The following is a 13,373-nucleotide window of genomic DNA, read 5'->3' on the forward strand; positions in this document are numbered from 1 at the left end:
GCGTGCACGGTGTCGGTGAGCCCCGGCGGCCCGCACAGGTAGGCGTCGTGGTGCCGCAGGTCGGGGACGAGTCGGGATAGGCCCCGTGCGGTGAAGGTGGCGCGGTGCTGTGGTCCGGTGAGGTAGTGGACGGTCGCCCCCCGGGTGTCCGCGATCGCGTCGAGCTCGGCGCGGAAGACGACGTCGGTGGCGCGGCTGGCACGGTAGAGCAGGGTCAGGTCCCCGGGCTGCGCAGGCAGGGTCTCGAACAGGGCCCGAAGGGGGGTGATCCCGACCCCGCCGGCGATGAGGACGACCTTGGCTCGCGTCCGCCGGGCTGCGGTGAGGGCACCGTAGGGCCCCTCGGCGAAGACCCGGGTTCCGGGCCTGAGGGTGCGGACCCCGTTGGAGTGGTCCCCCAAGTCCTTGACGGTGATCCGCATCAGCTGCCCGTGACGGACGGGAGCGGACAGGGAGTACGGGTTGGCCGCCCACCACCGGTCGCGGGTCAGGAACCGCCACCGGAAGAATTGCCCGGGTTCGGCGTCCAGCTCGTCCAGATGATGCCCGGAGATGAGCACTGAGTAGATGCCGGGCGCTTCCCGCTGGACGGCGGTGACCCGCAACTGGTGCCGGACGAACGCCCGCGCGGGGGCGAGGAACCGGTACCACAGCAGCGCGCCGCCGACGGCGACGTACAGGGCGGACCAGACGATGCGGGCGCGGGCGTTGGCGATGAAGTCGGCGCCGGTGGAGAACTGATGGCTGAACGCCAACGCCACGGCGAGATAGGTGTACAGGTGCAGGTAGTGCCACGTCTCGTAGGCCATCCGTGCGCGGGCGGCGCGGGCGGACGTGATGCCGACACCCACGAGCAGCCCGCCCGCCACCGTGGCGGCGAGCACATCCGGGTAGGAGCGCAGCAACGCCCATGTCTCGGCGACACCGCTGCGGTGCGCGAGGACGGCGTACCCCCAGGTTATCAAGGTGGCGTGGGCGACGGTGAGACTGACCGTGTAGCGCCCGCCCATCGCGTGCCAGCGGGCCAGGCGATCCGTGCCGATCCCCCGCTCGAGGGCGGGGATCCGGGCCATCAGCGCGAGGAGGACCACAACGGCATAGCCGGCGAGCAGTCCGGTGATCCGTCCGGCGTTCGTCAGCCAACCGGCGACACCGGATACCGATGGGGTGTCCTGCCACCACAGGGCCAGCACGGCCGCCCCGCCGAGAAAGATCAGCGCCAGGACCGCGCGGGCGTCCGCCCGGGCCAGAGGCCGGCCACCATCGGTGAACAGCACCTCGGGAGTGGGCGGCGGAACCGAAGCAGGTCCGACAGGCCTGGGCGCCACGGTGTGGCTGGGCATCCATACTCCTCGAGGGCGACCGGCGTGATGTCGTGCCCGGGCAGTCTTCGATGCGGACGTGCAAGATAGATGAGGATTCGGTGATAGTCCGCTAAGAAGTTGGCTTCGACGACGGCGCCACGCCACCTGTCGGCGGATCGGCGGTCCCTGGTCTCTTGCTCCCTGAACGAGCCCGTTCGCCGAGCCCTCCTGTGGGCGCGTCACCGTTGCGTAAGGACTTCGTACGTCCTGCGTAAGCAGCGATCGCCGTCGGCGGTGGTTCGGTCGAGTGGCGGCCATCCGGTCGCAGTCAACCTCTCGAACGGAGCCATCGTGTCGACACCCCTCAAGGACCTTCGGCTGCTACGGCGCGCGGCCATCGCCGTTGCGGTCGTCGGACTCTCAGCCGCCACGCTGCCCTTCAGCGCCGCCTCCGCGTCGGCCTCGACCGATGAGGCGCATGGTCGCGGAGCGGTCTTCGTGCAGCTCAACTTCACCAGCGGCAACCGGGTGGCGGCGTACGCCCGCGCTGCGGACGGGACGCTGACCGCAGCGGGCACCTATGACACCGGTGGGCTCGGGGGTACCGAGACGGGTGCCCCGCTGGATGCGCTGGCCTCGCAGGGTGGTCTCACCTACGACCGCCCGGGTCACGTGCTCGTCGCGGTGAACGCGGGCAGCGACACGGTGACGTCGTTCTCCGTACGCGGCGCGCGCCTGGACCGCACGGCGGTCGTGTCCTCGGGCGGTGAGTTCCCGACGAGCGTGACGGTCCACGGCGACCTCGCCTACGTCCTGAACGCGGGTGGCGACGGCAGCATCTCCGGCTTCCGGGTCAAGTACGCGAGGCTGGTGCCGATCCCCGGGTCGACCCGGTCCCTGGGCCTCGGCAACGATCCGGTGCCGTCGTTCATCCAGGCTCCCGCGCAGGTCGGCTTCAGCGACGACGGAAACACCCTGATCGTCACGACCAAGGCGCACAACACGCTGCTGACCTTCCCGGTGGACAGCGCCGGCGTTCCCTCGGCGACACCGACCGTCACGCCGTCGGCCGGGGCCGTCCCGTTCTCCTTCGTCGTCGACCCGCGCGGCACCGTCCACGTGACCGAGGCCGCCACCGGCAACACCAGCTCCTACGCCGTGAACACCGCCGGTGGCCTGACTCTGCTCGGGTCCTCTGCCAGTGACGGCGGAGCGGCTCTGTGCTGGAACGTCCGGGTCGGACGCTACCTGTTCGGTGCGAACGCCGGGTCGGCGTCGCTGTCGTCGTGGCGCCTCCAGGCGGATGGGACCGCGGCGCTCGCCGCCCCCGTCGCGGCCACCACGAACGCGGGACCGATCGACCTCGCCGCGTCCCGGGACGGTCGATTCCTGTACGTGCAGGAGTCGGTCGCCGGGACCCTCGGCGTGTACGCCGTGTCGTCCCACGGCCACCTCCACCGGATCCAGACGGTGACCGGGCTCCCGGCGTTCTCGGCCGGCGGCATGGAGGGACTGGCCGCGGCCTGATCCTCCCCGGCGCCCGACGCCGCGCCGTCCCCACGGGGGCGGCGCGGCGTCAGGTCCTACGGCGGTTCGTCAGCTGCTGACCGCAGTGGCCGGCAGGGTCACCTCGAAGACGCAGCCGCTGTCGCGATTGGCGACCGACACCGTGCCGCCGCACGAGGTGACGATGCCGTGCACGATGGCCAGGCCGAGGCCGGCGCCGTCGCCCGGCGAGCGGGCCGCCGACCCCCGCCAGCCCGGCTCAAAGACCCTCGGCAGGTCCGTCTCGCTGATCCCCCCGCACGAGTCGACGACTCTGACCGTGGCCCTCCGGCCGTCGCTGGACGCCTCGAGCCTGACGTCGCCGTCCGGCTGCGAGTACCGCACCGCGTTGGCCACCAGGTTGTCGAGGGCACGCGCGATCGCCGACTCATCCGCATACACGGTCACCGACTCGTCGCACCAGCCGCGCAGGCGCACTCCCCGCTCCCGCGCCAGCGGTGTCGCCGACGACAGGGTGTCCGAGACCAGGTCATGCAGCCGCACCACGGACGGGGCGAGGTGCAGCTGGCCAGACTGCAGCCTGGACAAGGCGAGCAGGTCGTTCACCATGACCGTCAGCCGGTCGACCTGTTCGCGGATCCGCCGGTGGTAGGTCGCCGGGTCGGGCGCCACGCCGTCCTCCAGCGCCTCGGCCATCGCGCGGATCCCGGCCAGCGGCGTGCGCAGGTCATGCGAGGACCAGGCAACCAGCTCGCGCCGACGGGCCTCGAGCTCGGCGTCCATGGCCCGCGCCGCAGCCTCCTGCTCCGTCCGTCTCTGCAGCTCTGCGGTCCGCCGGGCCAGGTACAGGCCCACCGCGAGGGCGATCGGGGTCGTCGCCAGCAGCACGGTCGACACGACAGCGAGGTCGCTGCCCTTGAGGGCCATCGACCGGACGCCCACGACCATGCCCGCGGTGACCGCGAGCACCACCGTCACCGGCGTGAGCAGGGCAGCCCGCGCGGGGGACCGAGCGCCAAGGAAACGGACCACCACCAGCCCGGCCAGCCCGACGAGCCCCGCCGTCAGCGCAGCGAGCCCGGCGAGCCCCCAGTCGACGTTCAGGGCGACCCGCCGGAGGGTGGCTCGTCCGACCGGGGCACAGCAGCCACGCTCGGGTCCCAGCGGTAGCCCACACCCCACACGGTGACGAGGCGGGAGGGGCGAGCAGGGTCGTGCTCGACCTTCTCGCGGAGACGGCGGACATGCACCGTGACCGTCGACTCGTCACCGAAGTCCCAGCCCCAGACCTCGCTCATGAGCTGGACCCGGCTCAGCGCTACCCCGGGGTGGGTCATCAGGTGGACGAGCAAGTCGAACTCGCGGGCGGTCAGCGCGACCTCGCGGTCGCCCCGCTGCACGGTACGAGCACGGGTGTCCACGCGAAGCTCTACGTCGCAGAGCACAGGCGCGGGCGCGGGCGGGTCGGTGCGCCGCAGCACCGACCGGACCCGCAGGACCAGTTCGCGCGGGCTGAACGGCTTGACCACGTAGTCGTCCGCACCCACCTCCAGGCCCACGATGCGGTCCTCCTCCTCGCCGCGGGCGGTGAGCATGACCACTGGCAGGCCGGACCGCTCGGCTCGCAACCTCCGGCACACCTCTAGGCCGCTCATCCCTGGCAGCATCAGATCGAGCACTACCAGGTCGGGCGGGGTCGCCGCGGCAGCGGCCAGGGCGCGCTCTCCATCGCGCGCATGATCGGTGGTGAACCCCTCGCGGCGCAGGTACTCGAGCACCACCTCGGCGACCGTCGGGTCGTCGTCGACGACCAAGACGTGAGCCATTGGCTCAGCATACGAAGGAAGCTGCGGACCAGCCCGACCAGGAGCCTTACGGATCGATGACACCACTGCGTGGCCGCGACGGTCCAGGGTCGCCCCTCGTCGGTGGGGACGCTTCGGGAGGTTGCCGCCTCAGGCGGTGCGCGACATGAATTCGGCGATCACCCTGGCCAGCTCGGGTCCCTTGTCCTCCTGAAGGAAGTGGCCGGCCCCGGCGATTGTCGTGTGGGGCTGGTCGGCCGTGCCTGCCACTCGGCCGATGAACTGCCGCTCACCGCCCCTGGTGATCGGATCTCCGTCGCTGAAGGCACACAGGAAGGGCCGGTCGAAGGCGCGCAGCACCTGCCAGGCCTCGGTGTTCGCCTCGTGGGCCGGATCGTCGGGCGATGTGGGGACCAGCGACGGGAATGCGCGGGCGCCCGCCTTGTACGTGTCGTCGGGGAAGGGGGCGTCGTAGGCGGCGATGACGTCGTCACCCGGCCGTGTCGCGCACCCGTTGGCGACGATCTCGCCGATCGGGAACACCGGTGACTCGCGGGCGAACGTCTGCCACTGCCCGAACGCCTCGCTCAGCTGCTGGTCCCCGGTCGGCATCCCGGTGTTCCCGACGACCACGCGGGTGAACCGGGCCGGCTGTCTGGCCACCAGCCGCAACCCGATCAGGCCGCCCCAGTCTTGCCCGAAGTAGGCGATGCCGCGCAGGTCGAGATGGCCGAAGACGATCTCGTCCATCCAGTCGACATGGCGCTGGTAGGTGTAGTCGCCCTGCTCGCTGGGCTTGTCCGAGCGGCCGAAGCCGACAAGGTCAGGTGCCACGCACCGGTGGCCGGCGCCCACAAGCACGGGGATCATCGTGCGGTACAGGAAGGACCACGACGGTTCCCCGTGCAGCAGCAGCACGGGGGGAGCGTCGGGCGGCCCCTCATCGAGGTAGTGGACCCGGATCCCCTCGCTCGTCTCGGCGTAGTGAGGCTCAAACGGGAATGCGGGAAGCGACGCGAACCGCTCCTCGGGCGTGCGCAGGATCTTCACCGAGAACCCCCTGACGGGTCAGCCACACCGCTGGACGCAAACGATAGTCGCGAAGACAGTCCTGGCCCCGAGGAGCGGCTGCCTTTCGAGCTGCTGCCGTGGTGGTCGGAGGACGTCCACCGGTCGGCAAAGCCGACGCGCTGAACGACCAGCTGAGGCCCGTGGGCAGGCGGTGGCGAGTGACCGGGCAGAGTCTCCCAGCCAGACGACGTGGGCGCCGGCTCAGGGGAATTCCGGCGGCAGAAGTGGTCGTTCGCCCTTCCATGACGAGTGTGAACGCTGACCCGGTCCGGGTGGCCGACCTGCCGGGTGGCCCGTTTGACCTTGAGTTCTTCCTCGACCCGATCTGCCCGTTCGCGTGGCAGACGTCGGTGTGGGTACGGCGGGTGGCGGTGTTGCGCGGGCTGAGCGTCGGCTGGCGGTTCATCTCCTTGTCCGTCATCCACGAGCATGACGACGAGGTCACGCCCCAGTCGGTGAGCGCGCGGCGTCGGGCGCTGGAGTTCCTCCGGGTGCTGGCGGCGGCCCGCGCCGGTCACGGCAACGACCCGGTGGGGCGCCTGTACGGGGCCTGGGGCCGACAGCTGTGGTATGACACCACGGGACGTTCCAGCTCCGAGGCAGCCCGGGCCATCGACATCGCCGCGCTGCTGATGGCCCAGGGGCTGCCGGTCGACTTGGCGGACGCCGCTGCTGATGATGCTCACGACGTGATCATCCGAGCCGAGACCGCGCTCGCGTTCGAGCGTGCAGGTGAGGATCTCGGCACGCCGATCATCAGCTACGGCCCGCCGCACGGCAGCTCGTTCTTCGGGCCGGTGATCTCCTCGGTGCCAGGGGATGCGGAGTCGCTGGCCCTGTACGACGCCCTGCGCACGCTGGCCTCGTTCCGCGGTTTCTCCGAGCTCAAGCGGACCAACCGGCCACGCCTCGATCTGCCCCTCTTCAACCGCTGACGCTGAGGGGGCCCTCAGCCCGAGGACCGGCAGGGGACCCGGTGGCTCCCTCAGGTGAGCGCCCGAGACGTTCCGACCCGGCTGGCCGCCGATGGCGCTGCGCCCTGCCGATCCTGTCCAGGGACCGGCTGGTCGGAAGGCTCGACGTCCGGGCCGACCGCGGGGGCGGGGTGCTCCGCGTCCCCGCCGTCCACCAGGACGTGCGTTTCACCACCGCGGTGGCGACGGCGGTCGACCGCGAGATGCCGTCGTGATGCTCGGGGTGCGCTGCCCTGCCGAGGGGCGCTAGCTGTGCCTCGGCGCGGACCAGCGGTAGAGGTGTTCCGGCCGGCCAGCGGTGCCGCAGCGGAGGGTGAAGTCAACGGTGCCGGACTCGGAGAGGAAACGTAGCTAGCGGCGGGCGACGCCCGGGCTGAATCCGGCGCGCTCGGCCAGGTCTGCGGCGGAGACCCCATGCTGCGACTCGCGCAGGATGTCCGCGACCGACCAGGTGGACCTGCCCGCTGCCGCAGCCCGTGGCGTGGCCGTGTTCAACGCGCCCTACTCGAACACCCGCTCAGTTGTCGAGCTGGCCTTGGCGGAGGTGATCGCACTGACCCGGCGGATGGCCGCCAAGAACGCCGCGATGCACCGGGGTGTGGGACAAGTCGGTCGCCGGCGCGCACGAGGTCCGCGGCCGCACGCTCGGCATCGTCGGGTACGGCAACATCGGATCGCAGCTGTCGGTGCTGGCGGAGGCGCTGGGCATGCGGGTGTGCTTCTACGACGTGGCGGACCGTCTCGCGCTCGCCAACGCGTACCGGTGCGCCTCGCTGGATGAGCTGCTTGCCCTGGCGGACCTCGTCACGCTGCACGTGGACGGCCGTCCCGGAAACGCGGGCAGCTTCGGCCCGAACCAGCTGGCCGCGATGCGCCCGGGGTCGCTGCTGCTGAACCTGTCCCGCGGGTTCGTCGTGGACGAGGCGGCGCTGCGCGAGCATCTGCTGTCCGGGCACCTGGCCGGCGCGGCCGTGGACGTGTTCGCGACCGAACCGTCCGGGCGCGGCGAGCCGTTCGTCAGCGCCCGGCGCGGCCTGGACAACGTGATCCTCACCCCGCACATCGGTGGCTCCACCCAGGAGGCGCAGCGGGACATCGGACGGTTCGTGTCCGCGAAGCTGGTCGACTTCGTCACGGCGGGAGCCACGACGCTGAGCGTGAACCTGCCCCAGGTCGCGCTGCCGGCCGCCGGGGGCAGTCACCGCCTTGCGCATCTGCACCACAACACACCCGGGGTGCTCGCCGCGATCAACTCGACCCTGGCCCGCCACGACGTGAACGTGGAGGCGCAGCTGCTCACGACCCGTGGACCGCTCGGGTGGGTGCTGACCGACATCGGCATCGACGACGCCGCGGACGTCGTCCACGAGCTCGCGGCCCTGCCGGACACGGTTCGCCTGCGCGTCCTGTCGTAGCCCCGGAATCGGGCGAGGCCTCACCACACGGGGGTGACGGTGAGGCCTTGCGCGGTGACGGTACCGCGTTTCCGCAGAGCCGTCTGGGTGCTTCTGCACGGCCGTTGCGTCGGCTCGGGACCTTCGGCTCACACCAGCGGGCTAGCAGGTCGCCCGCGACGGCGTCCGACGAACAGAGCGTGCAGGACTTCGCGGACGACGCCGTCAGCGGGCACCGGTGGCCGGTGCTGGCGCTACTCGAAGCTGGCGTGCCGGTCACGCTGCTGGCCGACTTGTTCGCCGCTCATGGGCCCGACTCCGCGCACATCTACCGGCACGAGCCGGCTGTGGATGACACGTACTGGCTGCACGCTCAGGTCGACGCGGTGCTGGCCGACGTCGCCACCCGCATCGGCAGCTGGGCGGCACCAGGGAGCGGGAGCGGCTCAGTTCCGCGGACCCGTCAGGATGAGCCATCGGCGAGTCTGTCGGGGCGGTAGCGTCTGCGCATGGCAACCGGCAGCCCATCGACGGCGGACCGCCCGGAGTCGCGTTGGGTGGACCTGGATGGCCCCGTGCACTACGTCGATCACGGGGGGCCGGTGGACGGACCGCTGGTGGTCTGCGTGCACGGCCTGGGCGGTTCGCTGGTCAACTGGGCGGCCCTGGCCCCGCTGCTGACCGGCACCTGCCGGGTCCTGGCCCTGGACCTCGCGGGGTTCGGCCACACCCGGAGCGGCTCACGGTCCACCTCGGTCCATGCCAACCAGCGGCTGCTGCACCGGTTCCTCACCGACGTCGCCGGCACCCCGACGATCCTCATCGGCAACTCCATGGGTGGACTGATCTCGATCCTGCAAACCGCCGCGCACCCGGACACCGTTGCCGGGCTCGTCCTCGTCGACCCAGCCCTGCCGGTCGGGCTGCGCGCCCGCCCCGACCCCCGGGTGGCCGCGGCCTTCACCGCGTTCGCCGTCCCGGCGATGGGGCGCACCCTGCTGGCCCGACGCAGCACGACCGCGGCCGAGCAGGCGACGACCGACCTGCTCCGCCTGTGCTGCGTCGACCCGTCCCGGGTCCCACGGCACGTCGTCGACCAGCACAGGGAGCTGGCAGATCAGCGTCGCGCATACAGCGACGTGGACGCCGAGCTGCTCTCGGCGGCCCGGTCACTGATCTGGGTCCTCGCGGACCGCCGCCGCTACGCGGCGATGCAGCGGGCCATCGGTGTCCCGGTCCTGCTGCTGCACGGCGACCGCGACCGACTCGTTCCCATCGCCGCCGCCCGGGCGGCGGCCAAGGCGAACCCGTCCTGGCGGTTCGAGGTCGCCCACGAGGTGGGCCACGTCCCCCAGCTAGAGGCCCCCGAATGGACCGCCGAGCGGATCCTCACGTGGCTGGTCGAGCACCCCGGCAGCGCCGCAGCGGCCGCAGCGACCAAGCCCACACCTCGCAGCCCGAAGCGGAGGCTGGCCGGGAGGGCACGTGAGAGAACCCGGCACGGTGCACTCGCCGGTTCGCTCGGTTCTCCAGAACCCCGATAACCCCGGTCCCACCGGCGGCGCACCGGGCGACGAGGCGGCTGCCGGTGGCACTAGGCGGCCGACCACGATCAGCCGCGTGACTGACCCCGGACAAGTAGCCAGATCCTGCGCCGCTCGCGGGCACCGAGTGACACTCTTGCTCTGCAGTGGCCCGCCTGGCATGACGCGGGGTCGAGGGACACGCTGACCCTGAGGAAGGGCGTGGTTACGTTGGCTGAGCGCATCGATGTTCACATGCGTAACAGTGACGCGTTCTCCTGGTACATGGAGCAGGATCCGTTGCTGCGCTCGACGGTGGTCTGTGTGCTGATTCTGGACGGTTCGCCGGACTGGGATCGGCTGTCGGAACGACTGGAGCGCGCCACCCGGCTGACGCCTGGGTTCCGGCATCGGGTGGTGCTGTCTCCGTGGCGTCTGGCCACGCCCCGCTGGGTGGTCGATCCCGACTTCGACCTGTCGTGGCACATCCGCCGGTTCGAGGCGGCACCGCCGAAGACCCTGGCTGCGGTGTTGGAGTTCGCCCGCAAGACCGGGATGGCGGGCCTGGACCGGGATCGGCCGTTGTGGGAGTACACGTTTGTCGAGGGGCTCGAGGGCGGCCAGACCGCGCTGGTCATGAAACTTCATCACTCGCTGACTGATGGCGTGGGCGGCATGGACATCGCCCGCATGTTGTTCGACGTAGAACCCGCCCCCGGAGATCTCGGACCGATGCCGGAGGCCCCCCTCGGCGAGCACCTGGGCAGCGTCGATCTGGTGCGCGATGCCCTCGGCCACGACTGGTCACAACTGTTCGGCTTTGCCAAGCGCCGGGTCACCTCTGTCGTCGGCGACGTGGCGCATGCGCTGCGGCACCCACGCGAAACGGTCACCGAAACGGTCGCGACGGGCCAGTCGATCGCGCGCGTCCTGCGGCCCGTGTCCGACACGCTGTCGCCGGTCATGACCGCACGCCACCTGGCCTGGCACTACGACCTGCTGCAGTTCCCGCTGACGGACCTGCTGGCCGCCGCGCACGCGGCCGACGCAACGCACAACGATGCGTTCCTCGCTGGTGTCACGGGAGGGCTGCGGCGCTACCACGAACGGCACGGCCAGCACGTCGACGAACTGCGCGTGACCATGCCGGTCAGCATCCGCAAGGCCGACGACCCGCTCGGTGGCAACCGCATCACGCTGCTGCGGTTCAAGGTTCCCGTCGGCATCGTCGACCCGACTGAGCGGATGCGGGAGACCCACCGCCGCTGCGCGCCGCTGAAGGCCGACCGATCACTGCCGTTCACCCAGGTGATCGCGGGCACGTTGAACCTGCTGCCGCGTGGCTACGTCGGCGGGATGCTCAAGCACATCGACTTCCTCGCCAGTAACGTGCCCGGAGTCCGGGTGCCGTTCTACCTCGCCGGAGCCAAGGTCAACAGCTTCTACGGGTACGGACCCACCATCGGCGCGGCGTTCAACATCACGCTAATGTCCTACTGCGGCACCTGCTTCGTCGGCGTGAACATCGACACCGGAGCCATCCCCGAGCCCGACCTGCTGATGGACTGCCTGCAAAGCGGGTTCGACGAGATCCTCGCCGTGGCGGGCTCGACCGGACAGGTGACACTGCCAAGCCGGACCTCGTGAGATGACCGATCTGCGTCGTTGGCTCTTGGGGGTCCTGGCTTCGCATCAGGGACTTGCGTGCGCGGCGAACGCGTCGGTGATCTCCTGCAGGCGCCGGGCCACCACTTGCTCGATCGCACGCCTCACCACCTGGTCGGGGACGAGCGTCAACGTCAAGCGCTTCGGTATCTGGGACGTGATCTGCACGTCGTAGTCGACCTTGGTGTGTGTGCCCACGGCTTGAAGCACTGCTTGGCTGGCGTAGTACCCCTGGCCGGTCAGCGAGCTCATCGTCACCTTGGGTGGAACAGGTGGAATGCCGGTCAGCGGGGTGACACGGACTGTCTGTTCCACTTCGTCAAACTGAACCTGGATGTCGCAGTACAAGGCAACGTGATAGACCCCGGCTTCGGCCGCGCTGTAGAGAATGCGGTACTGATCCCAGTCATGAGTCTTGACCAGGGACAGGTGCGGCAGGTCTTTGATGGTTCGTGCGAGATCACGAAAGTACGCGGTCGTCGCGGGTAGATCAGCAGCCAGAGTGAACGTGCGTTGGGCAGAGACCGCGATGCTGATCATTGGCTCGGGCGACAGCAGGTGGAGTGGGAGGTAGCGGACCGCACAGGGCCAGCATGAACCCTCGGCCGAGGGACCCCGCAGCCAGGCGCCAAGCGTGGCTCGAGGTCTCGACCCGGGCCCTGTTCCCGCTCAGGTCGGGGGACTCCCTTGGGCCGCGGAGTCTGCGAGAGCCCGGCGGACGCCGCGTGCGATCTCGACGTCCTCGCGGGTCTGGATGACATAGGTCCTTACCGTGGCCCCGGGGGAGGTGATGTCACACTCGGGCCTGGCCGTGGCGTTGGCGGCGGGGTCGACCCGGATGCCGAGGAAGGCGAGCCCGTCCGCGGCTCGTTGCCGGATGGCCGGGGCGTGCTCGCCGACCCCGCCGGCGAAGGCCAGCGCGTCCAGGCCGCCCATGGCGGCGGCCATGGCCGCGATGCCGGCACGCAACCGGTGCAGGTACACCCCAAGGCCGAGCGCGGCGTCGGGGTCACCTTCGGCCTCGGCCTGCAGGATGAGCTGCATGTCGGCGGTTCCGGTCAGGCCGAGCAGTCCGGACCGGTGCTCGAGGGTGGCGGCGAGCTCGGACGGCGGCATGCCGATGTGCTCCTCGAGCCAGGTGATCAGCCCCGGGTCGATCGACCCGGAGCGGGTGGCCATCACCAGGCCCTCGAGTGGGGTGAACCCCATCGTCGTGTCGACTGAGGCGCCCCCGTGGACGGCGGCCAGCGAGGCGCCGGCCCCGAGGTGGCAGGTCACGATGCGCAGCCCGTCCGGGGAGCCTCCCTGCAGTTCAGCGGCTCGGCGCGAGAGGTAGGCGTGGGACAGCCCGTGGAAGCCGAACCGGCGCAGGTCCCACCGGCGGCGCCACTCCGCGGGCAGCGCGTAGGTCGAGGCGGCCGCGGGGATCGTCGCGTGGAAGGCCGTGTCGAAGCAGCAGACGGTGGGGACATCGGGGAGCAGCCGGCCGACCTCGCGCATCCCGCGCAGGGACTTGGGCTGGTGCAGCGGGGCCAGGTCGGCCAGCGCCTCGAGCCGTCGGACGACGTCGTCGTCGACCAGCACGGGGTCGACGAACTGGGTGCCGCCGTGGACGATCCGGTGCCCGACCGCGTCGAACGGTCCGTGCTGCTCGACCACCCGACGCAGCGCCGCGGCGTCCACCCGCCCGCGCTGCAGCGGCAGGTTCTCCGCGGCAAGCAGCTGGTCGTGGTCGTCGAGGACGGCCAGCTTCAGGCTGCTGGAGCCCGCGTTGACGACGAGGATGCGCATGGCGGTCGGCGGGGTCAGTACGGCCAGGTCCACTCGCGGATCTCGGGCAGGTCCTCGCCCTCGGCCCGGGTGTACGCGCGGGCCCGCAGCCGCTCGTCCACCATCCGCTGGCGCAACGCCGCGGCCCGCGAGCCCAGCCCGGGCACCCGGTCGATGACGTCCATGACGAGGTGGAAGCGGTCCAGGTCGTTGAGCATGACCATGTCGAACGGCGTCGTCGTCGTCCCTTCCTCCTTGTAGCCGCGCACGTGCAGGTTCGCGTGGTTGGTGCGCCGGTAGGTGAGCCGGTGGATCAGCCACGGGTAGCCGTGGTAGGCGAACACGACCGGCCGGTCGGTGG

13 protein-coding genes and 1 pseudogene are annotated in these 13,373 nt (G+C 70.8%); 7 read left to right on the plus strand and 7 right to left on the minus strand.

Going from position 1 to position 13,373, the window contains the following annotated elements:
- Positions 1–1,343 (minus strand): ferric reductase-like transmembrane domain-containing protein (locus VIM19_03470; protein ID HEY5183968.1); only part of this gene is annotated, 1,343 nt, incomplete at its 3' end.
- A gap of 312 nt (positions 1,344–1,655) precedes the next feature.
- Between VIM19_03470 and VIM19_03475 the strand changes: the two genes are divergently transcribed.
- Positions 1,656–2,831, plus strand: a complete 1,176-nt coding sequence (locus VIM19_03475; GenBank protein ID HEY5183969.1) for a hypothetical protein — start codon at positions 1,656–1,658, stop codon at positions 2,829–2,831.
- 69 nt (positions 2,832–2,900) lie between these two features.
- On the opposite strand, the gene VIM19_03480 is transcribed toward VIM19_03475, so the two are convergent.
- The 3 genes from VIM19_03480 to VIM19_03490 form a co-directional block, all read right to left on the minus strand.
- Positions 2,901–3,788, minus strand: a complete 888-nt coding sequence (locus VIM19_03480; GenBank protein ID HEY5183970.1) for a HAMP domain-containing sensor histidine kinase — start codon at positions 3,786–3,788, stop codon at positions 2,901–2,903.
- A 122-nt stretch (positions 3,789–3,910) separates the two neighbouring features.
- Positions 3,911–4,636, minus strand: a complete 726-nt coding sequence (locus VIM19_03485; GenBank protein ID HEY5183971.1) for a response regulator transcription factor — start codon at positions 4,634–4,636, stop codon at positions 3,911–3,913.
- A 129-nt stretch (positions 4,637–4,765) separates the two neighbouring features.
- Entirely contained in the window at positions 4,766–5,665 is a 900-nt protein-coding gene (locus tag VIM19_03490; GenBank protein HEY5183972.1) for a haloalkane dehalogenase, read from the minus strand.
- A 272-nt stretch (positions 5,666–5,937) separates the two neighbouring features.
- On the opposite strand from VIM19_03490, the gene VIM19_03495 reads away from it, so the two are divergent.
- The 6 genes and pseudogenes from VIM19_03495 to VIM19_03520 all read left to right on the plus strand — a co-directional run bounded on the left by VIM19_03495 (position 5,938) and on the right by VIM19_03520 (position 11,224).
- Positions 5,938–6,621 (plus strand): hypothetical protein, encoded by a 684-nt coding sequence (locus tag VIM19_03495; GenBank protein ID HEY5183973.1) that lies wholly within the window; start codon positions 5,938–5,940, stop codon positions 6,619–6,621.
- A gap of 41 nt (positions 6,622–6,662) precedes the next feature.
- Positions 6,663–6,875, plus strand: a complete 213-nt coding sequence (locus tag VIM19_03500) for a crosslink repair DNA glycosylase YcaQ family protein (protein HEY5183974.1) — start codon at positions 6,663–6,665, stop codon at positions 6,873–6,875.
- 227 nt (positions 6,876–7,102) lie between these two features.
- Positions 7,103–8,075 (plus strand): annotated as a pseudogene (gene serA / locus VIM19_03505) (phosphoglycerate dehydrogenase).
- Between the two features lie 179 nt (positions 8,076–8,254).
- Complete coding sequence (locus tag VIM19_03510; GenBank protein ID HEY5183975.1) at positions 8,255–8,554, plus strand: hypothetical protein; 300 nt, start codon at positions 8,255–8,257, stop codon at positions 8,552–8,554.
- Between the two features lie 9 nt (positions 8,555–8,563).
- The gene (locus VIM19_03515) at positions 8,564–9,598 is read left to right on the plus strand and encodes an alpha/beta hydrolase (GenBank protein HEY5183976.1); all 1,035 of its coding nucleotides are present in this window, start codon (positions 8,564–8,566) and stop codon (positions 9,596–9,598) included.
- A gap of 210 nt (positions 9,599–9,808) precedes the next feature.
- Entirely contained in the window at positions 9,809–11,224 is a 1,416-nt protein-coding gene (locus VIM19_03520) for a wax ester/triacylglycerol synthase domain-containing protein (protein ID HEY5183977.1), read from the plus strand.
- 45 nt (positions 11,225–11,269) lie between these two features.
- Here VIM19_03520 and VIM19_03525 read toward each other — a convergent pair whose 3' ends face one another.
- From VIM19_03525 to VIM19_03535, 3 genes are all read right to left on the minus strand, one after another.
- Positions 11,270–11,782, minus strand: a complete 513-nt coding sequence (locus VIM19_03525; protein ID HEY5183978.1) for a hypothetical protein — start codon at positions 11,780–11,782, stop codon at positions 11,270–11,272.
- A gap of 129 nt (positions 11,783–11,911) precedes the next feature.
- Positions 11,912–13,066 (minus strand): acetate/propionate family kinase, encoded by a 1,155-nt coding sequence (locus VIM19_03530; GenBank protein HEY5183979.1) that lies wholly within the window; start codon positions 13,064–13,066, stop codon positions 11,912–11,914.
- Positions 13,048–13,373 (minus strand): phosphoketolase (locus tag VIM19_03535; GenBank protein ID HEY5183980.1); only part of this gene is annotated, 326 nt, incomplete at its 5' end. The genes VIM19_03535 and VIM19_03530, both read right to left, overlap by 19 nt.

It is taken from the genome of Actinomycetes bacterium, from assembly GCA_036510875.1.
GTDB lineage: Bacteria > Actinomycetota > Actinomycetes > Prado026 > Prado026 > DATCDE01.

What these genes read in the sequence shown, in the direction of transcription:
- VIM19_03485 (HEY5183971.1), bottom strand. Translation starts at nt 4,636, where the DNA reads ATGGCTCACGTCTTGGTCGTCGACGACGACCCGACGGTCGCCGAGGTG.
- VIM19_03525 (HEY5183978.1), bottom strand. Translation starts at nt 11,782, where the DNA reads ATGATCAGCATCGCGGTCTCTGCCCAACGCACGTTCACTCTGGCTGCT.
- VIM19_03515 (HEY5183976.1), top strand. Translation starts at nt 8,564, where the DNA reads ATGGCAACCGGCAGCCCATCGACGGCGGACCGCCCGGAGTCGCGTTGG.